The following is a 24,997-nucleotide window of genomic DNA, read 5'->3' as shown; positions in this document are numbered from 1 at the left end:
AATGCTCCACTGCTGTTCCTGCCCCACTCCCAGAGCCATCTGACTGATCGGTGCCCCCTCGGCCGTGCTGGCAGCACGCACCGTGATGGCCTTGTTGGCGTTGCGGTTGAGCAGGGTGAAATANCCCTCCCCGTTGCGCACCAGCCGCCACTGCTGATGAGCGCCCCCCCAATAGGTCCATTGCTCCAGCAAAGCATCATCGGCCGTTGACGAGTTGGCCACCTGAATGCCTTTCTGGGTAGACAACACCTGAATGCTGTAGTAGTCCCCGCCAGCGGCCGTGAAGCGCCAGCCCTGGGTCAGTTTAGTAGCATCGGTTTGCTGGGTAAGTTGGTCGCCGTCGCTCTGGGCGGTGCCGCTTACGGCGAGTACTTTTCCACTGAGCCGGGATACGAGTCGATAGCACTTATTGGCTTCAACCACCGAAACAGAACCCGGTGACGAGGAGGGGGCTACTGCTCGTGTAGGTGAGAAGACCGCTTCAGATGGTTGGTTAACACCGGATCTGATTTTTATCTTCTCACCAATGGCGCTGTGTCCAGCCGGTAGTGACAGACCAAAAACGACGGTTTGGCACCCCAACAAACAAAGGAGGCCAATAAAAAGACTGTAGCCAGTAGCATACAGCTTCTGGATGTACGTAAACATTGAATTCATGAAGTAAATATGGGTTAGATAATGGGACTAAAGCGCACGTAACGATAGCCTCCCGAATCACCTGACTATCTACTCCAACGCGGATCGATACAGGCAACGAAATGATCGTCAAATACGGGTGCAAGTACTGCCAATTCCCACTTAACCGCTGCCACTCACGTTTCAATAATTAACAACCACGTTTCATTTTACTCAAAAAGCAGCTGAAATCAGGTTGTTTTAGAAAGATCATTCCGTTGTGAATTTGCCAGGGTTGCGGCTGATTTACTATACTGAGAGGGTACTACCCCGTAGCGCTCCTGAAACACTCGGGCAAAGTAGGAGAGATTTTCAAGCCCGACGGCATAGGCTACCTGAGTTACATTGCTCTCTCCCGCATGCAGCAACTCCGCAGCTTTCGTCAGCCGAATATTGCGGATAAAAAGGGTGGCGTTCAGGTTGGTGACCGCCTTCAGTTTTCGGTGTAGCTGCGTCCGACTCATGTTGACTCCTTCGGCAAGCATTTCGACAGAGAAGTCCGGATCACTTATGTGCTGATGGATTACGACCGACAGCCGGTCTAAAAATTTCTGTTCACTAACCGGCAAAACAACGTCAACCGATTCAGCAGTCCCTTTGGTAAGGAGCGGAACAGAATTGTCCGTTACCATACGCCGGAATAACCGCTGTTGCTGGTCAATCAGGTTGCGTACCCGGGCACGAAGTTCAGCCTGATTGAAGGGTTTGGTCAGATAATCGTCAGCCCCTAGTTCGAAGCCCGTGATCCGATCCCCGGGCGTGGTTTTGGCCGTGAGCATCACCACCGGAATATGACTGGTGGCTTCCTGGGTTTTCAGGGCTCGGCAAAAACCGAAGCCATCAAGTCGGGGCATCATCAGATCACAAATTACGATGTCAGGCACCATCTCTGTAACCCGTTCCAGCCCTTCAAGCCCATCCATGGCTTCGATAATCTGGTACTCGTTTTCAAAAATACGGCGCACATAAGCCCGGATATCGGCATTATCATCGATGATGAGCAGACTATTTTCCGTACCGGGCTGGACGCTCGTCGTGGATATCGCCAAGTCGGCTATGGAGGTCGGCAGGTTCAATAGGGCGGGTTGGCTTGTTTCACTATCTACCGACAGGGGTATGCCGGCTGGTTTGGCCAGGATCGTCATGGGCAGCCATAGGGTGAAGGTTGTTCCTACCCCCAACGTACTGGTCACGCTTACCTCTCCGCCCAGTACCCGAACTAGTTCTTTCACCAAGGCCAGCCCAATACCTGTACCCTCATAGGCACGATTCATCTGTCCGTCGGCCGAATCGGATGACCGCTGATAAAAACGCTCGAAGATATGTGTCAACTGATCAGGAGCAATACCAATACCGGTATCGTCAACAGTGATCCTTACCGCTGCCGAATGGCCCAATTGCGGATACTCAACCCGCATCTGAACCTGCTTCCCGGGGGGAGTAAACTTAAGGGCGTTTGACAGCAGGTTAGTAACTATTTTTTCGATTCGATCGTGGTCAAATTCGGTCCACCAACTGTCAGCGTTCTGGGTAAAAGAAAACTGAATCAGGCGACTTTCTGCCAGGGAGGAAAACGCTCTGGTCAGTGTCCATAGAAACACAGCCAGGTCGCCCGGTTCGGGTTCGGGATTCAGTTGGTTGGCTTCGAGCTTGCTTAGGTCGAGTAACTGATTGATCAGACTCAGCAACCGGTTACCATTACGCTCCATTATCTCCAGTACCGGTTCGGAGGGCAGTTTACGTTTCAGATCCATGATGGGGCTCAGGATCAAGGTTAGAGGAGTCCGAAATTCGTGGGAGATATTGGTAAAGAACTGGGTTTTAAGTGCATCGAGCTCCGCTAATCGACTGGCCTCTTTGTGCTCAAGAGTTAGCTGTTGCTGCAACAACCATCGTTGTTTCTGGAACAGGTACAGTTGCCAACCAACGAGCAGCAGTACAAAGAAATAGAGCAGATACGCCCCCCAGGTACGGTAATAGGGTGGATGAATTTGAATTGTTAACGGGACGGCTTTGCTCCAAATCTCCCCATTGGCAGAGCCTTCCAGCTCAAACGTATAGGTGCCACTGGGCAGTTGGGCATAGTTGGCGAAGTGGTTAGTGCCAGCTTCTACCCAGCTCTGATCGATACCAGCCAGCCGGTATCGATATTGATTTTTAGCCGAATTAGCATAGTCCATCAGCGCAAATTCCAGGGTCAGTAAGTTTTGGGTATGCGACAAATCGAGTTGTCGGGTATCCTCAATACTTTCCGGTAAAATGCCGTTAGCGGCACCCACAGCAACGGCTTCGTTATTGATTTTCAGCCCAATGATATGGACTTGGGGAGCCGATCCGGCAGCCGTAGTGACTACGTCTCTGGGCTGAAACGCTGTCAACCCGTTCACGCCCCCAAAGAGTAACTCGCCTGATACGGTTTTAAGAAACGAACCCGTATTGAATTCATCATCCTGAAGCCCATCCGCTTTGGTATACTTACGAAACCTGAATGTGCGGGGATTAAACTGAGCCAGGCCCCGGTTGGTACTCATCCAGAGATTTTTAAACTCATCTGTCAGGATGCCATAGACCACTTTGTTGGGCAGTCCCTGGGCTTCGGTGAAATGCCGAAACTGCCCTGTTTGTTTTTCGAACCGATCCAACCCGCCCCCTTTCGTACTTATCCAGAGGTAGTTGTCCGGCCGATCAGGATCGTCGATTGTACTTGACACAAAATCGTTGCTCAGGCTTTCAGGTTTAGTACTATCGTTTTTGTAGATCGTAAAAGACGGCGTTGACTGCGGATGATTGACCCGGATAAGACCACTCCGTGTACCAATCCAGCCCGTACCGGCCCCATCGAAATACAGGGAGTATGTCTCTATCTCGGCAGCCTGCCTGGGTAGCAAACGCTGGTAAGAAAAGACAGTAAAGGTTTCTGTTGCCGGGTCGAACTTTAAGAGCTTACCATTCGTCGCCCCGATCCAGAGATTTCCGGCTTTGTCTTCCCGGGTTTGGTTCCCATAAAAACCAAAGGCAATGCCAGGCGGCAGCAAATAGGTTTTGAGTTGTTGCCAATTCGTTGAAAACTTAACGAGTCGATGAGCAGGAGGATCGGCCTGATCGTTAACCATGGATGCCCAGAAAAATCCCTTATGATCCTGAATGATGTAAGCGGGCCGTTCACCTAACGTTATGCCGCTTTTAATTAAAAAAGGGGTTCGGCGATTGTTGGAACGGTCTAACCGTCCAAAGTCGAACTGACTCCGAACATAGGTCTGCCCCTGTTTATCCTGAAATAAGTACGAGAGGGAGATATTGGGCAGGTAGGTTTTAAACTGCTTGATACGGGGACTAAATTTACGCAGACCATAGCCTGCTGTACCCACCCAGATATTGCCCGTTCGGTCAATGAGGAGTTTCGTAACGCCAAATAGATTCGGCGGCATAACGGCAAACGCATTGCGGGCCGACAGGCTATCCTGGGCATAGAGTTGAGCAGGCGACAAAAGCCACAAAAAGTCTGGCGTTGCTACGGCTACAGTATGGTCATCAATTTCATCCAGATATACATTGATGTTTTTTGCAGGTGGCCTCCTGATAACCTTTCGTCTGGTCTGTTGCCAGCCAACGAGTGTATCCGCACTAAATCCAAACCAGTAGTCAGGTTGTTGCCCATCTGGTGTTGCCTTAAACAGCGTGGCCAATGAGCCAAAGCGTTTGATTTGCGAATAGCTGGCAGGTTTCGGCTTCCGCCAGTTCAGTGTGTATAACTCTCTGGCAGCACTGACCACCGCCTGACCATCATTATGAAAGCTAATCCGTGTCGGCGCGCTACCACTGCTTACTCCATGTAATGGAAATGAAAATCGGCTGAATCGAACCTGGGGCGTAGCATCAGCCTGCTGGGGAAAACCGTTGCGTAGCGAATCAGACAAGGTAATTTTAACGAGTTTATTCTGACTGGTGCCTACCCAGATGTTACCTTCCGGATCTTCTGCCAACAAACTAATCTCATAATTTCCGGCGTCAGGAAAAGCCGGATCACTCATGTCGACAGGGTAGAACCGTTGCGTTCGCTCATCATATAGATTGAGTCCCCGGTTTAACGTTCCTATCCATAAGCGCCCATGACGATCAACCAGTAAGGTAGAACAGGCATTGGACGACAGGCTGTACTTGTTATTAACATTGTGGGTAAAAACGGTGAAATTGTAGCCATCATAGCGATTCAGTCCGTCTTTAGTAGCGGCCCAAATGAAGCCCTTATGATCTTGTTTGAGATCATAGATCATGCCTTGCGACAAGCCTTCGGATATGGTGATTTCCTGCCAGCCCTTAAGTTGAGCGAAGCTAAAAAAAGGCTGTAAACAGAATACCAGACAAAGAAGGCGCATTCGACGTATTTTTTCTGGAAAGGTAAGTAAACAGCCTATTTTTAGGTTCGATCAATCCCTTATTTAACCAGACCAACATGACCTCATCACTAGGCTCATTGGGTAGCGTTACCGATCATCCGTAAAGGTAAGGGGAGTCACCAATAGCCATTCCGATTCGGGGTTATTGCGCTTAAACATAACGTTGAAGGCTAAAACAACATCTTCTTGGTTGGCCTCCACCAGGCTCATTTCGCTGACTGGCAGACCGGTAGTTAAATGGACATAGACGGCTATCTTATAACGGTTACCTCAAATAATCATCTGGTTAAGCCGGGCGAGCATTTGCTGATAGAACGGCCGCGATAGGGCAATAATCACTAAAATCTACTATAAGGTATACAAAAAAGCCATTGATAGGGCTGGTATTAACTTGATCTGAGTTACACAAATAGTCAGTGGACATCTTTTTTATGGGCTATCGCTATTCGAACATGTCCTAATCTGGCTACTAATTTAGCCAACAGATGAGCGGGCGGTTATTGGTTGAAGATAAACGTGCCTTTCCTTATCAAATCAGGAACGCAGCTTGTCTAATTAGCCGTTGCTATGATTTTACTGGTCAATTCGCCAACACGTCCTAACAAACAGCGTGGACTAAGTACACTGGTACTGGTAGTCCAACTGCCACAGCCCTGCCCCCCGGTGGCCCGTGTCAATGACTACTCTTCAACAACAAACAAGCGTATTGTACCTGAACGAAGCGGCCAGATTTGCCACTGGATCTGCTGTTCGTCGTAAAGCCAGGTCAATGCTTGTAGGGCCAGGTGTGCTGAAATAATCACGCTCGAAAAAAGCCGCTTCAGATAAATCAATTGGTCATGGCGGCACTTGGCATTGTTGCCACGGGAATGCGTTTCTATCAGGTAGTTTTGACACTTCACCCCGCCGACGGCAGTCGCTCATTGGCGGGGCGCTGGGATTAAGCCTGGCCATCAAGGGAGCAAACTATGTAAACTATTCAATGTTATTCGTATGATGGGTTTTACGCCGGGTTGGTAAAAAGCCAGAAACGGCTGCACATCTAACATGACATGTAGCCCAAAAAATAATTAGATGCTCTGGAACTTACTAATCGGCAGTATCTTGCTGGGGTCCGTTCACGCAGCCATTCCTAACCACTGGTTACCGGTCGTGCTGATTGGTCGGTCCGAGGGCTGGTCAGAACGGGAAACACTGGGCGTAGTAGCACTGAGCGGCTTTTTTCATACGCTGAGTACGGTGACATTGGGCGTCGTTATCGGGGCCATCGGCATGGAAGTATCTGAACGATTAGAAGCGCAGACCCGGTTAATTGCATCGCTACTGTTAGTGTTCATGGGCCTAATCTACTTTGCTATGCACGACACCAATGCCGGATCGCCGGACCACCCTCACGAACACGTGCCAAAAGGACTGACGGGCCGTTCCAAATCGACCATTATTACGACACTGTCGGTGGCGATGCTTTTTTCGCCCTGCCTGGAAATTGAAACATTCTTCTTCACGGCGGGTACCCTGGGCTGGACCGCCATCGCTACGCTGGCCGTAACCTATACCATTGTGACCATTGCCTGCATGGTGGGGCTAACGGCGGTGTCGTACCGGGGATTGGCCCGCGTAAACGGGCACTGGCTCGATCAGTACGAAAAACGCATAACCGGCGGTATTCTGATTACCCTCGGTGTTCTCATCTTTTTTATTAAATTCTGACATCCCAATGGCTAACGACCACGACCACAACCATGACCACGACGATGATGACGACATCGAATTAATCGAAGAAGGCACGACCCCGGTGGCCGATGTGGCCCCCGCTAAGAAAGGCCCGGATCAGGTCTGGCGCACCTATGCCCCGGCAGCTATCAGCCTGGTGCTGCTACTGGCCGGTATTGCGCTCGACTATTACGCCAAAAGCTGGTTCAAGGACCCCAGCCGGCTTCTCTGGTACGTTCTGGCTTACCTGCCCGTGGGCTGGCCGGTACTGCGCCGGGCGGTGAGCAGCATTGGCAAAGGCGAACTGTTCACCGAGTTTTTCCTGATGGGCGTAGCGACCCTGGGGGCGTTTGGTATTCGGGAATACCCCGAAGGCGTAGCGGTGATGCTGTTTTATACCATTGGTGAGTTATTTCAGGATGCGGCCGTGCTGCGGGCACGTCGCTCTATCAAGGCCCTGCTCGACGTACGCCCCGATGAGGTGACCGTGCTGCATAATGGACAGGCGCAGACTGTTAAAGCCGCTACCGTTGGGGTGGGCGATGTCATTCAGATAAAGCCGGGCGAGAAAGTAGGTCTGGACGGGGTGATGCGTTCCAATAACGGTACCTTCGATACGGCTGCGCTGACGGGCGAAAGCGTACCCCGGACCATTGCAAAAGGGGAAGCCGTGCTGGCGGGGATGATCAACCGGCAGTCGCTGGTGGAGATGGATGTTACCACGCCCTACCAGGATTCCAAACTGTCGCGTATTCTCAAACTGGTACAGCAGGCTACGGGCCGCAAAGCGCAGACGCAGGAATTTATCGCCCGCTTCGCCAAAATCTACACCCCCGCCATTTGCGCCCTCGCCCTGCTGATTACGGTAGTGCCATATTTCGTTGTTCAAAACTATCAGTTTCAGGATTGGCTCTACCGGGGTTTGGTATTCCTGGTGATTGGTTGCCCGTGCGCACTGGTAATTTCTATTCCACTGGGCTATTTCGGGGGTATCGGGGCTGGCTCAAAGCAGGGTATTCTGTTCAAAGGTTCGGTCTTTCTGGACCTGATGACCCAGCTAAAAACGGTGGTCATGGATAAAACCGGTACGTTGACTAAAGGTGTTTTCAAGGTACAGGATGTTAAACCCGTAGGTATCGACGCGCCCGGACTGGCTCGATTGACAGCCGCGCTGGAAAGTAAATCAACGCACCCGGTGGCCACGGCCATTATCGAATACGCTGGTACGGGCTACGAAACGGTAGTGGTCGAAGACGTAGAAGAGATTGCCGGGCACGGGCTTAAAGGGCAGGTCGATGGGAAAGCAATGCTGGCGGGGAATGCCAAACTGCTTCGTAAATTCAATGTTGCGTTTGATGAGGCACTGACCCAGATTTCCTTCACCATCGTGATGACGGCTATCGACGGACAGTTTGCGGGTTATTTTACCATCGCCGACGAAGTGAAACCCGATGCCGCCGAGGCTGTGAAACGCCTGGAAGCCGACGGCATCCGCACCGTAATGTTATCGGGCGACAAATCGGCGGTGGTCGAACTGGTGGCTAAGCAGGTGGGTATCGGCGAGTGGCACGGCGATCTGTTACCCGAAGACAAAGTGGCGCAGGTCGAGCGGCTTAAAGCAGAGCTGGCTGGCAATCCGAAAGCGAAGCTGGCCTTCGTTGGCGACGGCGTGAACGACGCGCCGGTAGTCGCCCTGGCCGATGTGGGCATAGCGATGGGCGGTTTAGGCTCCGATGCGACCATCGAAACCGCCGACGTTATTATTCAGAACGATGAACCGGCTAAAATTGCCATGGCGGTTGAGATTGGTCGGGCAACGCGCCGGATTGTTTGGCAGAACGTTACGCTCTCCTTAGTCGTAAAAGGCATCGTACTCGTACTGGGTGCGGGCGGGCTTGCCACGATGTGGGAGGCCGTTTTCGCCGACGTCGGCGTAGCTATGCTGGCGATTCTGAACGCCGTTCGGGTACAGAACTTAACATTTAAGTAAGCAGCCAACCAAGCCCTCCCCGCAGGCTATGAACTGGGAGGAGAGCTTGGCTAGTTGTTTACTTAACTGTTGCTAATAGGGCTACCGGATCGCTGTGGCCGCCCGTATTAGGGATTTCGGCATGGTGATCCGTTTGCAAAAGGCTTGCAGGCGTGATGTTACCAAGGCCAATCCTGTTTATTTCCGCTCAGTTGTTAGCAAGAAATTAGGCAAGATATGTTGGTAATCCCTGTCCTGAACCGACTGGATTTATAGGGTAGTAACCATAATATTCCCACACTTATTAGGTACTTAAATTTCAAAAAGGCTCAATATGAAACAATTGACCTGCATTTACACAAACTAGGCACTGACTTGCATGTTGTCATTAAGTAGCATGGCCAATGACGTTGGTTACCGTGAAGAACTTATGCTTTTGTAAAGGCTGTACAGTTCTTGGAAAATTCTTATCGCAACAGAGTTGATTCGACGAGAAGTAAAGCCAAGTGCCAGTTTTGTTTCAATGATTGGTAATGGCCTAACTGCGTTGAATCAGATATGTTTGTGAATGGTCTTAGAAGCGGTTGCCTGTAAGCATTGTGGTCAAACTCAACAAGTCAAACGCTATAGCACAACCCGTGCAGGCACTCAACGTTACCGCTGTTATGACTGTAGCCGAACGTTTGTTCAAACTTACACCCACAAGGCCCGTGACCCCTTGGTCAACGAGCAGATCACTCAGATGGTACTCAACGGAGCAGGCATACGTGATACCGCCCGTATTTTAGGCGTTAATCGGAACACCGTCAGCACTCAGTTTGAAAAAAAGTAGTGAAGTCATTCATGTTAACCCCTTGTATATTGATAGAGGCTTGAAAATGAGTCTCAAAGTCAATGAGATGTGCCGGGCCGCCGGGCGGTCCTACGTGGGTAAGAAGAAACAACCCCGCTGGCTGTGGTGGGTGGAGGATGCCGTGACAGGCGAGATTATTGCCTTTGTTTTGGGACCGGTCCGCCGGTGCGGCCGTACCCACCAAACGTTCCGCCACTTGATGAATCTGTTGGAGGTGGCTAAAATTGAAGTAATCAGGTGGATAAAGGACTCTTGGTGGGCCTATTTTGACTGCTTAGACCAACGCTTTCGCTTAATCCGTAAAGCATCTTTGCAAAGTCTTGAACGTAAGCACCTGACCCTTCGAACGCGTTTAAAACGATTGACCCGCCGAACCATTTGCTTCTCAAAGTCAGTCGTGATTCACGACACAATAATAGGCCTATTCATTAATCAATTTTTCTTTGCCGATAAACGCAATTAAGCCATCACCAAATAGTCAAAAGATCGCGTTTAAAGCGTACCCCCTTTCCTTAAAAAACAAAAAGCGGGAAATGCCTGTGCATAACCCGCTTTTGTGTGCAATACTGTGTGTAAATCTTGTAACTACGTGATTTACAATCCTGTTTGTGGAGACGGAGGGATTTGAACCCTCGTCCAGTCAAGGAACCCGTCGTGCTTTCTACATGCTTAGGTACGCTTGGGATTGTCGGGAATCAGACCGGTGTGTACCAAACCAATCGTCATCCGTAGGTGCTTGTGTCTCGCTCAGCCGTTAACACCATAAACTGAGCCAGCGCTGCGAGATGGTGCCTCCTGATCCAGCCAGCAGCACGTAGGCCGGGGAGACAATGGCTAATGCTTAATCCTCCGGATTAGGCAGCCATGGCGTAGTTATACTCGCCTGTTATTGTTTTGACGATTTGTTTGGGCGGGAAATTCCGTCAACTCCCGGCATGCTTACACGCGACCTCTGCAAGCTGTCAATTCCGGTCGTCCCCAAATTAACGGCCCTGATTTGGGCGTGTAAATAATGTAACTGTTCACTGCCCCGTTTAGTTCTGCTCAGCGGAAGAAATCAGGGGTAGGGGCAAATCGCGTAACAATAGGTGCTTAAATGTAGTTGTACCGGAAGGCGACCTGTGCCATTTCCGTAACGTTAAATGACATGACTGTTACTCCTTTTGAAACGAAACTGTATGAGTGCCTGGCACCGTTTTTTGCGCAACACGGTTACGGATTGTTGCCCGAAAAAAAACAGTTTCGCCGGGAAACGGCCAATGGATTTCAGAATATTGTTCTTTCCTCTGTACCATATCCGGACGATACCATGCTGGAGGTAAATTTTGGCTGCCGAAATGATCAGATTGAACAGATTGCCCAGCAATTTTTACACAACCTGACTGAGTTCAGGTCTGATGCCAACACGTTTTTATTATCTATCGGTCGGTTTAGGGGCCTCCAGTATTTCCGGTATAGAATTCATTCGGAGGATGAACTTATGCACGTTTGCGAACAGATAGAATTATTTTTCGACCAGCAGGGATTTGAATTTATGCAGAAAGCCTACGCCATAGCCGTTATCGATCAGTTACTGAACGACCAGCCCGACCAGCCCTGTCGCTATGTGTACAATCAAACCCACCGGTGCTACAAAGGACTTATAGCGGCCCGGCTGAACCACAATCCCTATTTTGACAGGCTGGTGGACGAATACCGGCACTCGCTTGTTCGCCTGACGCAAAATTCCTACGAACAAACCCACTTCGAGCGGCTGATTACGTTTCTACACCACTACACAGCTAACTGACTTTCTTCTGCCATACCCGGTTTTATGGGGTAAATTCAGGCGAATCAGTGCTGTTTTGCTGCACAACTACCGGCAGGCTTTGCCATAACTATTTAAGGGGTTATCTTTGCCACACACATTGCAGGATCAATTCGCCACTCGTTTACGTTGATTCCCTAACTGCTGATTTTATACATATGAAGCCCCTACAGATTCGCCTGACATTACTGACTATACTTATTTTGGCTACGGCCCTGTTTCGGTTGGTACCGCACTGGTACAATTTTACACCCGTAGCTGCGCTGGCTCTATTTGGGGCTGCTTCCTTCGACCGTAAATGGCTGGGGCTGTTTGTTCCGCTTGCAGCCATGCTTTTAAGTGATACACTAATTGGATTTCATAATAGCATGGGAGCAGTTTACATCAGCTTCGCGCTGGTGTGGCTCATTGGTCTATGGAGTTTACAGCGCCCGTCGGCTGGTCGCATCGCCCTGGCATCTGTTAGCTCGTCCATTCTCTTCTTTCTGATTACCAACTTTGTAGTATGGTACGGTAGCTCGTTTTATCCACAAACGGCGGCTGGTCTGATGGGCTGTTACGTAGCCGGGCTGGCGTTTTATAACGGCACGTCCTTCTTCCTGAATGGACTGCTGGGTGATCTGTTTTTCAGTGCGGTACTGTTTGGTAGTTACTACCTGCTTCAGCAACGCTTTACCGTATTACGTCCGGTAAGGCTGAACGACTGACAACCGAATAGACTAACAAACAACGGTGCCCGTATGATGTCCAGTGCCGACATTATACGGGCATTTTAGGTCAGGAGCCTGTACTTCCGATTGATAAGTTCCGCCACTAAACCGGTCCAGCCCGTTTGGTGGCTGGCTCCAACGCCCCGGCCGTTGTCCCCATCGAAATATTCGTAGAACAGGACGTAATCCCTGAAGTGCGGGTCTTTGTGTTTGGGGTGCTGGCCAAACGCAGGGCGGTTGCCGGCACTGTCTTTCGTAAACAGACCAATTAGCCGGTTCGTCAGCTCCAGTGCTACGGCTTTGAGGGTTATCTGCTGCCCCGACCCAATGGGGTATTCGACGGTGAATTCGTCCCCGAAATAATCGTAAAACCGTTCGATGCTTTCTATCATCAGGTAGTTGGTTGGCATCCAGACGGGACCACGCCAGTTGCTGTTTCCCCCAAACATATCGGTCGTACTTTCGGCAGGGGTGTAGGTAAGGGTAAACGTAGCATTATCCAGCGTAAATTGGTAAGGACGTTCCCGGTACACCTGCGATACCGCCCGGACCCCGTGCGGACTTAAAAATTCGTTTTCATCCAGTACATTACTGAGCAAAGCTTTTAACCGGAAGCCGCGCAACAGACTCAGTAACCGCTTCTGGTTCATCCCTTTTTCGGTGTAGCGTGATACCTGATTATACAAATCCGGGCGGTGACTCTGGAACCAGTCCATTCGCTCCACGAAGGATGGATTTGCTTTTAGTAGTTCGCCATCCAGTATTTCAACGGCGTAAAGGGGAATCAGCCCCACCAGTGTTTTGACACGCAGCCGGTGAATCGTGCCATCGCTCATCCGAAGCTGGTCGTAGAAAAACGCATCGTCTTCATCCCAAAGCCCCGTATCAGTACCACCAATTTTGGTGATAGCACCAGCAATGTACAGAAAGTGGTCAAAGAATTTGGTGGCCATCTCATCATACACGGCATCGTGGCGGGCCAGTTCCAGCGCAATACGCATCATATTGAGCGCGTACATAGCCATCCAGCTCGTTCCGTCGGCCTGCTCCAGATGACTGCCATCGGGAAAAACGGTATTACGGTCGAAAACGCCGATGTTGTCCAGGCCCAGGAACCCCCCTTCAAAAATATTATTCCCTGATGCATCTTTCCGGTTCACCCACCAGGTAAAGTTGATCATCAGTTTGTGGAAAATACCCCGCAGGAACGTCAAATCTTCCTCGCCCGCAAATGGATTGCGCTCAAGCTCGAGGTGGAAAATTCGCCAGGCCGCCCAGGCCTGCACGGGTGGATTCACGTCGGAGAAGTTCCATTCGTAAGCGGGTAGTTGCCCATTGGGATGCATGTACCACTCGTTGGTCAGTATCATGAGCTGCTGCTTGGCAAAGCCAGGGTCGATAAGCGACAGGGTGACGCAATGGAACGCCCAGTCCCAGGCGGCATACCAGGGGTACTCCCAGGTATCGGGCATGGAAATAACGTCGGCATTGATGAGTTGCAGCCAGGTGCGGTTACGCCCGTTTCGGCGTTCGGGGGGTGGGGGAGGGCTGGCTGGCGACCCAGCCAGCCAGCGCGATACGTCGTAGTAGTAATACTGCTTGCTCCAGAGCATTCCGGCAAAAGCCTGGCGCTGCACCCGCTTTTCGTCGTCGGTAGCCTGTTCGGCCTGAACGGTGGCGTAGAATTCATCGGCCTCTACCTGCCGCTTCGAGAAAATAGCGTCGAAATCTACGAAGGGATTCGGCAGCGAAACCGATTCAAGCCGCAACCGCAGGGTGACGGATTGCCCCGCTTCAACGGTCAATTTGTAATGAGCGGCTGCTTTGGTACCCGTGTGGTGCGGGTTAACGGTGTTTGCCCCGTGTAGAACATGGTCATTGATGCCGTCTTTCGGGTAGCGGGAACCGGTATGGGTGTTGTAGAGCCGGGCAACATTGGGTTCATTGTCGCAGAACAGCCATTCCGGTTGCCCGTCTGCGTGTAAAACGTAATAACCCAGGGCCGAATCCTCGACCGACACGTTGCCCTCGGGCGACAAAACCAGCATCGGTTTGTAATTGGGTACCCCATCCGTATCATCTCCGTGTGCCCACGTATTCCGAAACCAAAGCGTGGGCAGCAGGTGCAGATCGGCGGCTTCAGGCCCCCGGTTGTGCACCGTTACCCGCATCAGTACATCCTGCGGACCGGCTTTAGCGTACTCGACGAATACATCGAAGTAGCGGTCATCATCGAAGATTCCGGTATTGAGCAGTTCAAATTCTGGGTCCTGCCGGGTTCGCCGGCGATTTTCCTGAATGAGCCACTCGTAGGGGTAAGCAGCCTGCGGGTATTTGTACAGCATCCGCTGGTACGAATGTGTAGGGATGTTGTCTATATAATAATAGAGTTCCTTGACATCTTCGCCGTGATTTCCCTCGCTGTTGGATAAGCCAAAGTACCGTTCCTTCAGAATAGGGTCCTGCCCGTTCCAGAGGGCCAGTGCCAGACAAAGCTGCTGCTTATCGTCGCAGAAACCCGCTATTCCTTCTTCACCCCACCGGTACGTATAGCTGCGGGCCATATCGTGGGTGGTATAATTCCAGGCATCGCCATTGGCACTGTAATCTTCGCGCACGGTTCCCCACTGCCGGTCGGACACGTAGGGACCCCATTGTCGCCAGGCGGGGTCGTCAAGGCGCTGCTTTTCGATGGACACAGTAAAATTTGTAGTTTGACGTTTGTAGTTGTTAACGCGCCAGTGGAAACAACCACAAACGTCAAACTACAAACTGGGTTAAACTGCTCACCCCCCCGTGGCGAAGCCTTCAAACACGGTCATGCCCCCATCAATGAAAATACTGGCACCGGTGATGTAGTCCGATAAATCGGACGATAGGAACACCGCCAGGTTTCCAATATCCTGGGGCTGGCCAATTCGGTTATACGGAATCAGGCTCATCAGGCTATTCAGGGCCTGGGGTGTTTCCCAGGCAGCCCGGTTTATGGGGGTTTGAATCGCCCCCGGACAAATGCTGTTGACCCTGATTTTGCGGTCGCCGTACTCCTGCGCCAGCGATTGCATGAGCATTTTTATACCCCCTTTGGACGTTGCGTAGTTGACGTGCCCCCCCCAGGGAATTAACTCGTGCACCGAACTCATACAGATAATTTTGCCGGTAGCCAATGATACGTCCGGGCGTGGTCCCCGGCGCAGAAACTCCCGGATGGCTTCGCGGGCGCAAAGAAATTGTCCCGTCAGATTAACATTAATGACCAAATTCCACTGGTCGAGGGTCATTTCATCAAACTTGGCATCGCGCTGCAAACCCGCGTTATTGATCAGGATGTCGACCGTACCGTATTGAGCTACCGTATCCGCAAACATCCTGATGACCTGGTCTTCCTTACTCACATCACACTGGGCCGTCATGCCCGTACCACCAGCGTTGATTATATCGGTTAGAACGGCTTCTGCATCCGGCTTCGACGACTCGACGGGGTAGTTGATAACGACGGTAGCCCCGGCAGCTGCCAGTGCTTTGGCAACGCCCGTTCCAATGCCACTGCTGGCACCGGTGATGATGGCCGTTTGGCCTTTTAGTGTGTTTTCCATGAATTGACAGAATTATCGTTCAGTGTAACTCTTTTACAATCAGTTAGCTTAACTCAGGCGAACATAGCTTCAGGAAAAAAGCCATAGTATATAGGTAACCGTACCTTGTGGTTTATTGGTAAGCTCTTTCAACCTCAGAGTAGTATTGATTTCACGCACCGTTCGGGTGAATCAGACCCGTTTGGGGGCGCAAACTACGGCTTGCAAAGCAGGCAAACAACAAATTAATCTACTGTTAGTCTGTCCCTCCTGGACGGGCGTTGCGGTAAAATCCCGGCTTTGCTGACCAGATTTACTGGTTATTGTAGTAGCTTTCCCTTTCCAAAAATACGCCTGTAAGGCATCAACGCTACTATCTGTCTTATGTTCACTGCCAAACGAGTTCCGTTTCGGGTTGTTTTACCATTCGCCTGGCCTTCCGTTTTTTTCTTCTTTTCTTATTCGGCCTTTGTTTGCCTGCTTTACGCCTATTTCGGGTGGACGTTCCTGGCCATTCCATTTGTACCGGTTGCTACTATTGGTACCGCCGTTGCTTTTTATGTGGGGTTTAAGAATAACTCCTCCTACGACCGGCTCTGGGAAGCCCGGCGCATATGGGGTAGCATCACCAATGCCAGCCGGTCGTGGGGTATTCTGGTACTCGACTACGTTGTATCGTCAGGTAGTTGCGAACAGTCGCAGTCTGCTGCATCCCTGCAACCGATTCACCGGCAACTCATCTACCGGCATCTGGCCTATATTACCGCCATACGGATACAGTTACGCCAAAAACCAGTCTGGGAACTTCATCACGATATGGCTCATACTATTATTGAGCGCATCGAGGCCTTCAGGCAATGTAGTCTGGACAAAGAACTGAGCCGGTTTCTTTCCGACGAGGAAATCCATGAAATCATGAAGCATCCCAATCCGGCGACGTTTCTACTGCGCCAGCAATCAGCCCAGTTACGGGAACTAAGGAAGGGGCACTACCTGAGCGACTACTACCATGTCGACATGGAACGGATGCTAACCGAGTTCTATAACCAGCAGGGTGCCTGCGAGCGGATAAAATCCTTCCCTTTCCCGCGACAGTACGCTTTTTTTAGTTTCGTGTTTACCTGGCTTTTCATTTTTGTTCTGCCTTACGGGCTATTATCCGAGATGGCCAAATTCAGCGGCTGGCATATTTGGCTGACGGTGCCGTTCTATACCGTTATCGCGTGGATCTTTAACACGATGGAAGTCGTGGGGGACACCAGCGAAAACCCATTTGAAAATAGCATCAATGATGTGCCTATGACCGCCATCTGTCGCAACATCGAAATTGACCTCCGCGATATGCTGGGCGAAACCAACCTGCCCAAACGCGTTCAGGCAGTTCGGGATATTCTCATGTAGTAGCTGGCGAGCCGACTTACTGCTACCGCTGGTGCACCGGCCGGGTTAGTTCGGCTGCTCCATTGACCATACCTTCCCTTCATTTCGGTCCGGCACAGTGTCGGGGCCCCTGAAAACTGTGGGCTAAGGGGCTAAAATCAACAACGGAACCGTGAAGCATGCCGCCTGAATGCTAGAGGTGTACTCGACCTATCCTGGCCGAATTGTACTTTGCATATGAAAAGTAGACCCTGAAATGAATAGAGTACAACTTTTTTGAAATATTAGAAAAATACAATTCATACGGTATAAATAGGGACTTGTTGTACTTTTTCAATAAACGCCCTAATTTGGCTAGAATAGATATAATTATAAAATGAAGTTTTCGTAAAACACTGGTTTCCAAGGGTAGCACTCTTGCAACGAATCGCATTCCTGCCACACCTTTGTCACGGAAAAACAAAATATACAACCGAAAAAAAATAAATTATACAACCATGAAAAAAATCCGTCTATCAATCGCAGTACTGTTATCAGTATGGAGTCTGGCAGGTCTGGGAGTAGCCAAAGCCGACAATGGATCAGGAATGGGTGGTGTGAAAGTTGAGAAGTCCGCAAGCAAGAAAGTACGTGTATACACAAAGCCTGGTACCTCCGTTGATCTGGCCCTTATCGATGCCAATGGAAACGTACTTTACCGGGGCGTTATCGCCAAAAATGAGCAACTGGTAACCTCGCTCAATCTGAACAACCTACCCGATGGTCAGTATTACCTGACCGCTGGCAACAACGCCTGGTGGATGTCGCAGGGGTTAACGATCAAAGCCAATTCGGTTAACGTCGACGAGCGCAACATCCAGCAGGTTGCCAAACCTACGCTGACAGCCTACGAGAAAGACAAGGTTGAAGTTGTGCTGCCGGTTAACAATGTAGATGAGTCTACGGTAGCAATTTATGACCCTCAGAACGTACTGGTACAAACGGATTCGTTCAAAGGGTCGGTGCGTCGGTTTGATTTATCGAGTCTGCCCGCAGGTGCCTACACCTTTGTGGTTGGCCCGGATCAGAAGCAATTTACAACGCGTATTGCTATTCAGCACTAAACAACCAGGATGCCCCTTTGGGTATTCATCATTCACTACCTCAACACACAAGGCGTAGCCAGCCTTTTCGGACAGGCTCGGTCGCCAACTCTATTCCGCCCGCTACTTTCGTCAGAAAGTAGCGGGTTTTTTGCGATGAGCAGAGTAGGCTCACTGTCGTCAGGCAGGGGAGTCATATCCGCTGATTTCTGACCGTTCGTTAAAAAGTTGGGTGTACCTGAACATACTTTACTATAACTTAAGCATCGTACCAGGGAGCATAAGCACCGAAATAGAGCAACTTATGGAGAGTACCCTGATTCAGAACTGAATCTGTATATGGAAGATTTTACGCCAGACCAACTTAACGGTATCACCAAAGGCTACTACAGTATGGCTCGTGCGCTGAATGAATATCAGGTTACTCATTGGGTTGAGCTTTCGCATGAGCAGCAACTGGACCTTAATGCGTATCAGAGCAGTCTGCTCAATCGAGCGCAGGATCTGCTTACACGCAGCGCCCGACCTGCTTATACGAACACCATTGCCGTGTCGGCGAGCATTGAGAAAACCATAACCGATGCCAGGGGCAGCCTGAAACGAATCCGAAATGTGGTCGTTGCCCTTAACGTAGGTGCCCTTACGGTAGCATTGGCCGCCTACGTAGCCCGCGCCGATTTGCGGGGCATTCAAACGGCCCTGCGTGAGTTGGAACACCTGGTAATCCTTGACGAATAAATACCAAAAATGGGAAGCGGGAAGGAGATTTATTATCTCCTTCCCGCTTCCCATTTTTGGTATTTATTACTTACAAAATCAAGCCTGATGGCGATTTTACACCAACCAGTTCAACGTCAAAGGTCAGAGAATGACCGGCCAGAGGATGATTGGCATCGAGCGTCACGCTGGTATCGGTCAGGTCGCGGATAATAACGGGAATAGGGCGTGGATTCCCGTCTTCGTGCATGTTGAGGGTTGAGCCTACTTCCAGTGGAATATCCTCCGGTATTTCCGACCGGTTCAGCGTAAAGATCATTTCCTCGTTGGTTGCCCCGTAGGCATCTTCTACCGGAATATTTATGGTTTTTTTCTCACCGGGATTCATTCCCGCCACGCCATCATCGAAGCCTTTGATCACCTGACCACTGCCCACGGTAAACTCCAGGGGAGTACGCCCTTCCGATGAATCGAATATAGTGCCATCGGAGAGGGTTCCGGTATAATGCACCTGAACGGTGTCACCAGATTTTGCTTGTGCCATAATGCTATGTGTTTTGTTGGGAGCGTAGTCATTAAATGCCGGATCTTCCGCCATGGTTTGGTTGTACGCTAACTTTTGACCAACTCGCTACTACGGTCAAAAGTTCAGGATTTTAGCCAGAAAATAAACGGGTAGTACCTGGAAAGAGCCCCTCCAACACACAATATTTCCTTGTTCGGGTTTACCTACCCGTGTTTTACCTACGCAGTTTCCCTGAATCAATCCGTGGATTTTCTGGCGCTAATAGGCACGGGCAAACACGACCCGGCCCTTCGATGGCTTGCCGGAATACACGTCTTTACCTTCTTCCGGTTCCTGATCGAAGGGAATGCAGCGGATAGTGGCTTTGGTCATTTCCTTAATGGTTTCTTCGGTTTCTGACGTGCCATCCCAGTGCGCCAGTATAAAGCCACCCTTCTCTATCTGTTCCTGAAACTGTTCGAACGTATCGACCCGGAAGGTGTTTTCATGCCGGAAGGCACGGGCTTTCTCGTAAATAGTCTGCTGAATGTCATCAAGCAGGGCCACAATTCGTTCCGTCAGCCCGTCGAAGGGGACTGTTTCTTTGGTTTTAAGATCGCGCCGGGCAATTTCAACCGTACCGTTTTCCAGGTCGCGTCCGCCCATAGCCAGCCGAACGGGAACGCCCCGCAGTTCGTACTCAGCAAATTTCCAGCCGGGCTTGTTGGCATCGGAATCATCGTATTTGACCAGCACACCCGCTTTTTTGAGTGCCTGCACCAACGGCTTGATTTTGGCCGACAACTGCTCCAGTTGCTCTTCGGTGCGGTAAATGGGTACAATAACGACCTGAATGGGGGCCAGTTTTGGCGGCAGCACCAGGCCATCATCGTCGGAGTGAGCCATGATAAGCGCACCCATCAGTCGGGTTGATACGCCCCAGGACGTGCCCCATACGTACTCCAGTTGATTCTGTTTCGTCAGGAACTGTACATCGAACGCTTTGGCAAAATTTTGCCCCAGGAAATGGGACGTACCCGCCTGAAGCGCCTTGCCATCCTGCATCAGGGCTTCAATACAAAGCGTATCCTCGGCCCCGGCAAACCGCTCGTTGGCCGTTTTAGCCCCTCGTATGACCGGTACGGCCATCCATTCTTCGGCAAACTGAGCGTACACGTCGAGCATCTGGCGGGTTTCGGCCTGGGCTTCGTCGGAGGTGGCGTGGGCGGTGTGTCCTTCCTGCCACAGGAATTCGGCGGTACGCAGGAACAGTCGGGTGCGCATTTCCCAGCGCACCACATTGGCCCATTGGTTGATAAGCAGCGGCAGATCGCGGTACGACTGAATCCAGTTTTTGTAGCTACTCCAGATAACGGTTTCCGATGTGGGCCGCACAATGAGTTCTTCTTCCAGCTTGGCATCGGGGTCCACAATAATACCCGATCCATCTTCCGCATTCTTAAGCCGGTAGTGCGTTACAACGGCACACTCTTTGGCAAACCCCGCCACGTGGGAGGCTTCCTTGCTTAGGTATGACTTCGGGATAAACAGCGGGAAATAAGCGTTTGAGTGGCCCGTTTCCTTGAACATGTCATCCAGTGCCCGCTGCATTTTTTCCCAGATGGAATAGCCGTAGGGCTTGATGACCATACAGCCCCGGACGGCTGAATTTTCGGCCAGATCGGCCTTTTTAATTAACTCATTATACCACTCGGAGTAGTTTTCACTACGGGACGGAATTGCTTTTGCCATGCGTTGGTTGGTCTGTTGATTAGTGAGGTAGCTGACCAATTCACTAACCAACTAACTTTTTTTAATGAAGGATTAAACCTTGACTGGTTAACTGAAATCTAATACCTGATAACTTGCAAAGATAGTTTTTTACACTATTTTTGTAATCAAACAGGTTAATTCTGTGTTATATATTTAGAGCAGATTTAGACGAGCCTTTATTACCATAATTCCCTTGCCAAATGAAAAAGCAACAACCATATTCGTACCTGACACTGGCCCTGCTGATGGGTTTCTGGAGTTGTTCCTCTAGCCTTCAGACTGCTCAGAATACGGGTGAAGTGGATGATTTGTATGGCAACTCCGGCAACGCAGCCGTGTACGCCAGTAATTCATCTGACTACAGTTCGGTGGCTTCGAAAGATGCCCCATCACAGCGGTATAGCCGCCAGCAGCAACGTTCGCTTCGTAATGCCAATCCGGATTATAACGACGAACAGTACGCAGCCAATGGCGGCACCAATACCGATGAGTACTATACGGAACTGAGTGCCCGTAAACTGAACCGGGGCCTTTCGCCCGATCCGGGCTGGAATGATAATGGCACCAATGCCTACAACTCCGGCTTTGTTAACGGGTATAACTCAGCCACCACATCGGCCTACAGCTGGAATCGCTGGGGGTATAATAACACGGGCTTTTACAACGGTTTGGGTTTAGGTCTTGGCATGGGTATCGGCATGGGGAGTTATGGCTATGGAAGCCCGTTTGGTTACGGCTTCGGCAGCCCGTTCAACTCGCCGTTCGGCTACAATAATTTTTATTCGCCTTTTGGCTACAACAGTTTCTACTCACCGTTTAACTCGTATGCTTTCGGCGGATTTGGTGGATACGGTAGCTACTACGGTGGTGGGTATGGTAACTATTATGGTGGTGGGTACGGTGGCTACTATGGTAACTCCTACATCAATAACAGTTACGTAACCGGGGCTGATCCTTACCGTGCCAGCAACCGTACGTACGGTGCCCGTGCCGGTAGTGCAACCAACCGATACAATGATTCTTTCGTGAACACCCCCCGCAGCAGTAGTGGTAGAACCGCCGGTACGCCCGCCTATACAGGCAACACAGCCAGCGGTAACACATCCAACGGATACTATGCTACACCGCGCAGTAATTCCCGGGGTGGCAGTAGCTACTACTACGATAACAGCAATAGTTCCAGGGGTGGTCGTTCAGCAAACAGCCCAGCACCGTCCTACAACAGTTCAGCTCCTTCGTCGGGCAGAAGCTCCAGCAGTGATTATTACGCTGCTCCCCGCCAGAATAGCCGGGGTAGCTATAGTTCGCCTAACTACTCAGGAAGCTATAACGGGGGGCGGGGCAGTGCCAGCCAGCCAAGTTATCAATCCTCGCAACCTAGCTACAGTGCGCCACAGCGCAGCATGCAGCAGTCACAACCAACCTATAGTGCTCCCCAGCGGACCTATAGTGCGCCAAGTCCGTCATCTGGCGGGGGTGGCTACTCCGGTGGTGGCGGTGGCGGTGGTGGTTCCAGAGGTCCCCGGTAAAATCTGACAAAAATTGTCAAAATAAAAGCCCATCGTTCAGGACAAACGATGGGCTTTTTCGTTATTACTGGTAGTACAATTAAACATAAAGCCGTATTTGTTGTCAAAGGATATATGCGGACCTATCACAATCATTCCATGACTACCAGACTATTTCTCCTGTCAGCTTTTCTTCTGAGTGCTGACATCGCTTTCGGGCAAACCGGTGATATTTACGCTGGGGAAGCCTTCCGGTTCTCGGAAATACAACAGAATGGCACCGCTCGTTTTCGGGGCCTTGGGGGCAACCAGACCGCCCTCGGCGGGGATGCCAGCTCGCTGTTCGGTAACCCGGCGGGTCTTGCCTTCTATAACCGCTCCGAAGTTAGTATCAGCCCTACCGTCAATCTGAATAATACGCAATCCACGTATCTGGGCACTACTACCCCGAATAACGGAACCAAGTTTTCGATCGGTCAGCTGGGCCTTATCTTTGCCGGGGGGGGTAAGGACGGCGGTCGCTGGAAGCGGTCTACGTTTGGCGTAGGGTACCAGCAGAATATCAATTATTTCAACCAGTTTACCTTTCAGGGGCGCAACAACAGGAGTTCGTTGATTGACCCGATCATTCTGGATGCGAACAGCCGCAACGTAACGGGTGCTCAGATTGATGCCGAATATGATCCCGACGCCAATCAGGCTACTGATTTGCTGGCCGCTGCCTATCAGCAATACCTGATCGACGGCACCCCCTTTACCGATGCCCAGGGAGAGCCCAACAGCCGGCCACCCTACAGCCGGTTCGATCCCCTCAATCCCCGCGACCAGCGCAACACCTTCACCTCATCCGGGGCGCAGTCGCAGTGGACATTCGGGTATGCGGGCAACCTGGACGATAAACTCTATCTGGGTGTGAATATCGGCCTGTCCAGCGTGCGCTACACCTCCGATAATGTGCTTACCGAAACTGTAGTGAACGGAACTGTGCTCGATAATTACTCGCTGCGCGATCAGTTGAGTGTTAGGGGCAACGGGTTTAATTTATCGGTTGGTGCCATCTACAAACTAACGCCCGATATCCAGATTGGAGCCAATGTAGCCACCCCAACCTTCATGAGCTTACGGGAAACCTATTCACAAAGTGTGAGTGCGGTTGCTTTTGACCGTACCCTATTAAGGAATAGTACGGTAGATGTGCTGCCGAATGACTTCAATTACAGCGTGACATCTCCGTTTCGGGCCTCGGGTGGAGCTACGGTGTTTCTGGGGAAGAATAAAGTCGGTTTCCTGACCGCTTCGGCCGAATACGTCGGTTACGGTGGCTTGGGAGCCGGTACATCGGATAACAGCAACGCACAGGCGAACAGTGATTTTAAAAATGACGTACGCACCTCCGTTCAGAACACCTACCAGAACGTGATTAACTTTCGGGCCGGGGCCGAATTCCGGGCTGGATTACTCCGTATCCGGGGGGGAGCAGCCTATTTACCCGATCCATACCTGCGTCAGCTGGACAACATAGACCGGAGTAAACTCCTCGTATCCGGTGGGCTTGGCGTACGAAACGATCGCTTCTTTGCTGACGTATCCGGCACGTACAATACGTTTAAATCGGCTTATACGCCCTATACGCTGCCCAATACGGCTAACTACGGATCAGCTCAGATCGACAATAAAAGAACAACTGTTACGCTATCGGTAGGTACTTTTTTCTAAATACAACGCGTTGACTGAAACAGGATAGTCCTTTAATGCAAAAGAAGACGGCCATAAGACCGTCTTCTTTTGCATTAAAGCCATTCACCCACCCTTCTTAACACATCATCCTCGGTTGTTTCGCCAGAGATAATGATGTTAGCCTGCGTATAAATGGGGAGTCGGTCTTCGTAGCGTTTCTGTAGCGTGGCCAGTAGTTCGGGATCGCTGGCGTTGTTTAGCGGTCTGTCTTCATACGCGTGGGCCAGAATACGACGGGCCAGCACCGGTACCGGCACATCCAGAAAGATAGACACACCGGTAGCGTTGATATAGTCCATGTTATCATGAAAACAGGGCATTCCACCACCCGTTGAAACAACCAGGTTAGCTCCGGCACGGATAGACCGCAGCACATCCCGTTCAATCTCCCGGAAGTACGCTTCGCCCGACCGGGCAAAGATTTCGGCTATAGAGCGGCCTTCTTCGCGAATAATGACCTTATCAGTATCAACAAAATGATAGTGAAGGGTAGCGGCAATACGCTTACCCAGCGTACTCTTGCCAGAGGATGGCATGCCAACCAGGAAGATGTTTTTCATGATGAAAGAGCGAAAGAGCGAAAGTGTGAAAGAGTG

Annotated in this window: 18 protein-coding genes and 1 other RNA gene; 11 read left to right on the top strand and 8 right to left on the bottom strand. The window is 50.8% G+C overall.

Features of this window, described 5'->3' with window-relative positions:
* Window positions 1-648 (bottom strand): RICIN domain-containing protein (locus tag B156_RS0120695; protein WP_425423314.1); only part of this gene is annotated, 648 nt, incomplete at its 3' end.
* 218 nt (window positions 649-866) lie between these two features.
* Window positions 867-5,051, bottom strand: a complete 4,185-nt coding sequence (locus B156_RS0120690; protein ID WP_026260954.1) for a hybrid sensor histidine kinase/response regulator transcription factor — start codon at window positions 5,049-5,051, stop codon at window positions 867-869.
* Between the two features lie 1,095 nt (window positions 5,052-6,146).
* Here B156_RS0120690 and B156_RS0120680 point away from each other — a divergent pair.
* The 4 genes from B156_RS0120680 to B156_RS0120670 all read left to right on the top strand — a co-directional run bounded on the left by B156_RS0120680 (window position 6,147) and on the right by B156_RS0120670 (window position 10,070).
* Complete coding sequence (locus B156_RS0120680; protein ID WP_018621692.1) at window positions 6,147-6,782, top strand: MntP/YtaF family protein; 636 nt, start codon at window positions 6,147-6,149, stop codon at window positions 6,780-6,782.
* A 7-nt stretch (window positions 6,783-6,789) separates the two neighbouring features.
* The gene (locus B156_RS0120675; protein WP_018621691.1) at window positions 6,790-8,775 is read left to right on the top strand and encodes a heavy metal translocating P-type ATPase; all 1,986 of its coding nucleotides are present in this window, start codon (window positions 6,790-6,792) and stop codon (window positions 8,773-8,775) included.
* A gap of 547 nt (window positions 8,776-9,322) precedes the next feature.
* Window positions 9,323-9,586 carry an IS1-like element transposase gene (locus tag B156_RS32645; RefSeq protein WP_084757814.1) on the top strand — a complete coding sequence of 88 codons (264 nt, stop codon included), beginning with the start codon at window positions 9,323-9,325 and terminating at the stop codon, window positions 9,584-9,586.
* Window positions 9,573-10,070 carry an IS1 family transposase gene (locus B156_RS0120670; protein WP_018621690.1) on the top strand — a complete coding sequence of 166 codons (498 nt, stop codon included), beginning with the start codon at window positions 9,573-9,575 and terminating at the stop codon, window positions 10,068-10,070. Before B156_RS32645 ends, B156_RS0120670 begins: the two co-directional genes overlap by 14 nt.
* Before the next feature lie 143 nt (window positions 10,071-10,213).
* Here B156_RS0120670 and ssrA read toward each other — a convergent pair.
* Window positions 10,214-10,587: a transfer-messenger RNA gene (gene ssrA / locus B156_RS30975) on the bottom strand.
* Between the two features lie 167 nt (window positions 10,588-10,754).
* Here ssrA and B156_RS0120665 point away from each other — a divergent pair.
* Both B156_RS0120665 and B156_RS0120660 read left to right on the top strand, forming a co-directional pair.
* Complete coding sequence (locus B156_RS0120665; RefSeq protein ID WP_026260952.1) at window positions 10,755-11,396, top strand: hypothetical protein; 642 nt, start codon at window positions 10,755-10,757, stop codon at window positions 11,394-11,396.
* A 176-nt stretch (window positions 11,397-11,572) separates the two neighbouring features.
* The gene (locus B156_RS0120660) at window positions 11,573-12,121 is read left to right on the top strand and encodes a DUF6580 family putative transport protein (protein WP_018621688.1); all 549 of its coding nucleotides are present in this window, start codon (window positions 11,573-11,575) and stop codon (window positions 12,119-12,121) included.
* A gap of 65 nt (window positions 12,122-12,186) precedes the next feature.
* Here B156_RS0120660 and B156_RS0120655 read toward each other — a convergent pair whose 3' ends face one another.
* The gene (locus tag B156_RS0120655; protein ID WP_018621687.1) at window positions 12,187-14,823 is read right to left on the bottom strand and encodes an MGH1-like glycoside hydrolase domain-containing protein; all 2,637 of its coding nucleotides are present in this window, start codon (window positions 14,821-14,823) and stop codon (window positions 12,187-12,189) included.
* A gap of 87 nt (window positions 14,824-14,910) precedes the next feature.
* Entirely contained in the window at window positions 14,911-15,720 is an 810-nt protein-coding gene (locus B156_RS0120650; protein ID WP_018621686.1) for a glucose 1-dehydrogenase, read from the bottom strand.
* Window positions 15,721-16,083: 363 nt separating this feature from the next.
* On the opposite strand from B156_RS0120650, the gene B156_RS0120645 reads away from it, so the two are divergent.
* From B156_RS0120645 to B156_RS0120635, 3 genes are all read left to right on the top strand, one after another.
* A complete protein-coding gene (locus B156_RS0120645; RefSeq protein ID WP_018621685.1) occupies window positions 16,084-17,100 on the top strand; it encodes a bestrophin family protein in 1,017 nt (338 codons plus the stop codon).
* A 476-nt stretch (window positions 17,101-17,576) separates the two neighbouring features.
* Complete coding sequence (locus B156_RS0120640; RefSeq protein ID WP_018621684.1) at window positions 17,577-18,182, top strand: T9SS type A sorting domain-containing protein; 606 nt, start codon at window positions 17,577-17,579, stop codon at window positions 18,180-18,182.
* A gap of 318 nt (window positions 18,183-18,500) precedes the next feature.
* Window positions 18,501-18,899 (top strand): hypothetical protein, encoded by a 399-nt coding sequence (locus B156_RS0120635; protein WP_018621683.1) that lies wholly within the window; start codon window positions 18,501-18,503, stop codon window positions 18,897-18,899.
* A 70-nt stretch (window positions 18,900-18,969) separates the two neighbouring features.
* Here B156_RS0120635 and B156_RS0120630 read toward each other — a convergent pair whose 3' ends face one another.
* Complete coding sequence (locus tag B156_RS0120630; RefSeq protein WP_026260951.1) at window positions 18,970-19,422, bottom strand: FKBP-type peptidyl-prolyl cis-trans isomerase; 453 nt, start codon at window positions 19,420-19,422, stop codon at window positions 18,970-18,972.
* A gap of 240 nt (window positions 19,423-19,662) precedes the next feature.
* The gene (gene proS, locus B156_RS0120625; protein ID WP_018621681.1) at window positions 19,663-21,135 is read right to left on the bottom strand and encodes a proline--tRNA ligase; all 1,473 of its coding nucleotides are present in this window, start codon (window positions 21,133-21,135) and stop codon (window positions 19,663-19,665) included.
* Window positions 21,136-21,356: 221 nt separating this feature from the next.
* On the opposite strand from proS, the gene B156_RS0120620 reads away from it, so the two are divergent.
* Both B156_RS0120620 and B156_RS0120615 read left to right on the top strand, forming a co-directional pair.
* Window positions 21,357-22,685 (top strand): pilus assembly protein, encoded by a 1,329-nt coding sequence (locus tag B156_RS0120620; RefSeq protein ID WP_018621680.1) that lies wholly within the window; start codon window positions 21,357-21,359, stop codon window positions 22,683-22,685.
* 138 nt (window positions 22,686-22,823) lie between these two features.
* On the top strand, window positions 22,824-24,380 hold the full coding sequence (locus B156_RS0120615; RefSeq protein ID WP_026260950.1) for a PorV/PorQ family protein: 1,557 nt from the start codon (window positions 22,824-22,826) through the stop codon (window positions 24,378-24,380).
* A gap of 74 nt (window positions 24,381-24,454) precedes the next feature.
* Here B156_RS0120615 and B156_RS0120610 read toward each other — a convergent pair whose 3' ends face one another.
* On the bottom strand, window positions 24,455-24,961 hold the full coding sequence (locus B156_RS0120610; protein WP_018621678.1) for a shikimate kinase: 507 nt from the start codon (window positions 24,959-24,961) through the stop codon (window positions 24,455-24,457).
* Window positions 24,962-24,997: the final 36 nt, after the last annotated feature.

The organism is Spirosoma luteum DSM 19990, assembly GCF_000374065.1.
GTDB lineage: Bacteria > Bacteroidota > Bacteroidia > Cytophagales > Spirosomataceae > Spirosoma > Spirosoma luteum.
The sequence above is the reverse complement of the archived record's forward strand: the minus strand, read 5'-3'. Positions and strand labels throughout refer to the sequence as shown.

Excerpts from the sequence above, each read along its gene's own strand:
- B156_RS0120690 (WP_026260954.1), bottom strand. The coding sequence starts at position 5,051 with ATGCGCCTTCTTTGTCTGGTATTCTGTTTACAGCCTTTTTTTAGCTTC.
- B156_RS0120680 (WP_018621692.1), top strand. The coding sequence starts at position 6,147 with ATGCTCTGGAACTTACTAATCGGCAGTATCTTGCTGGGGTCCGTTCAC.
- B156_RS0120675 (WP_018621691.1), top strand. The coding sequence starts at position 6,790 with ATGGCTAACGACCACGACCACAACCATGACCACGACGATGATGACGAC.
- B156_RS32645 (WP_084757814.1), top strand. The coding sequence starts at position 9,323 with ATGGTCTTAGAAGCGGTTGCCTGTAAGCATTGTGGTCAAACTCAACAA.
- B156_RS0120665 (WP_026260952.1), top strand. The coding sequence starts at position 10,755 with ATGACTGTTACTCCTTTTGAAACGAAACTGTATGAGTGCCTGGCACCG.
- B156_RS0120660 (WP_018621688.1), top strand. The coding sequence starts at position 11,573 with ATGAAGCCCCTACAGATTCGCCTGACATTACTGACTATACTTATTTTG.
- B156_RS0120650 (WP_018621686.1), bottom strand. The coding sequence starts at position 15,720 with ATGGAAAACACACTAAAAGGCCAAACGGCCATCATCACCGGTGCCAGC.
- B156_RS0120645 (WP_018621685.1), top strand. The coding sequence starts at position 16,084 with ATGTTCACTGCCAAACGAGTTCCGTTTCGGGTTGTTTTACCATTCGCC.
- B156_RS0120640 (WP_018621684.1), top strand. The coding sequence starts at position 17,577 with ATGAAAAAAATCCGTCTATCAATCGCAGTACTGTTATCAGTATGGAGT.
- B156_RS0120635 (WP_018621683.1), top strand. The coding sequence starts at position 18,501 with ATGGAAGATTTTACGCCAGACCAACTTAACGGTATCACCAAAGGCTAC.
- B156_RS0120630 (WP_026260951.1), bottom strand. The coding sequence starts at position 19,422 with ATGGCACAAGCAAAATCTGGTGACACCGTTCAGGTGCATTATACCGGA.
- proS (WP_018621681.1), bottom strand. The coding sequence starts at position 21,135 with ATGGCAAAAGCAATTCCGTCCCGTAGTGAAAACTACTCCGAGTGGTAT.
- B156_RS0120620 (WP_018621680.1), top strand. The coding sequence starts at position 21,357 with ATGAAAAAGCAACAACCATATTCGTACCTGACACTGGCCCTGCTGATG.
- B156_RS0120615 (WP_026260950.1), top strand. The coding sequence starts at position 22,824 with ATGACTACCAGACTATTTCTCCTGTCAGCTTTTCTTCTGAGTGCTGAC.
- B156_RS0120610 (WP_018621678.1), bottom strand. The coding sequence starts at position 24,961 with ATGAAAAACATCTTCCTGGTTGGCATGCCATCCTCTGGCAAGAGTACG.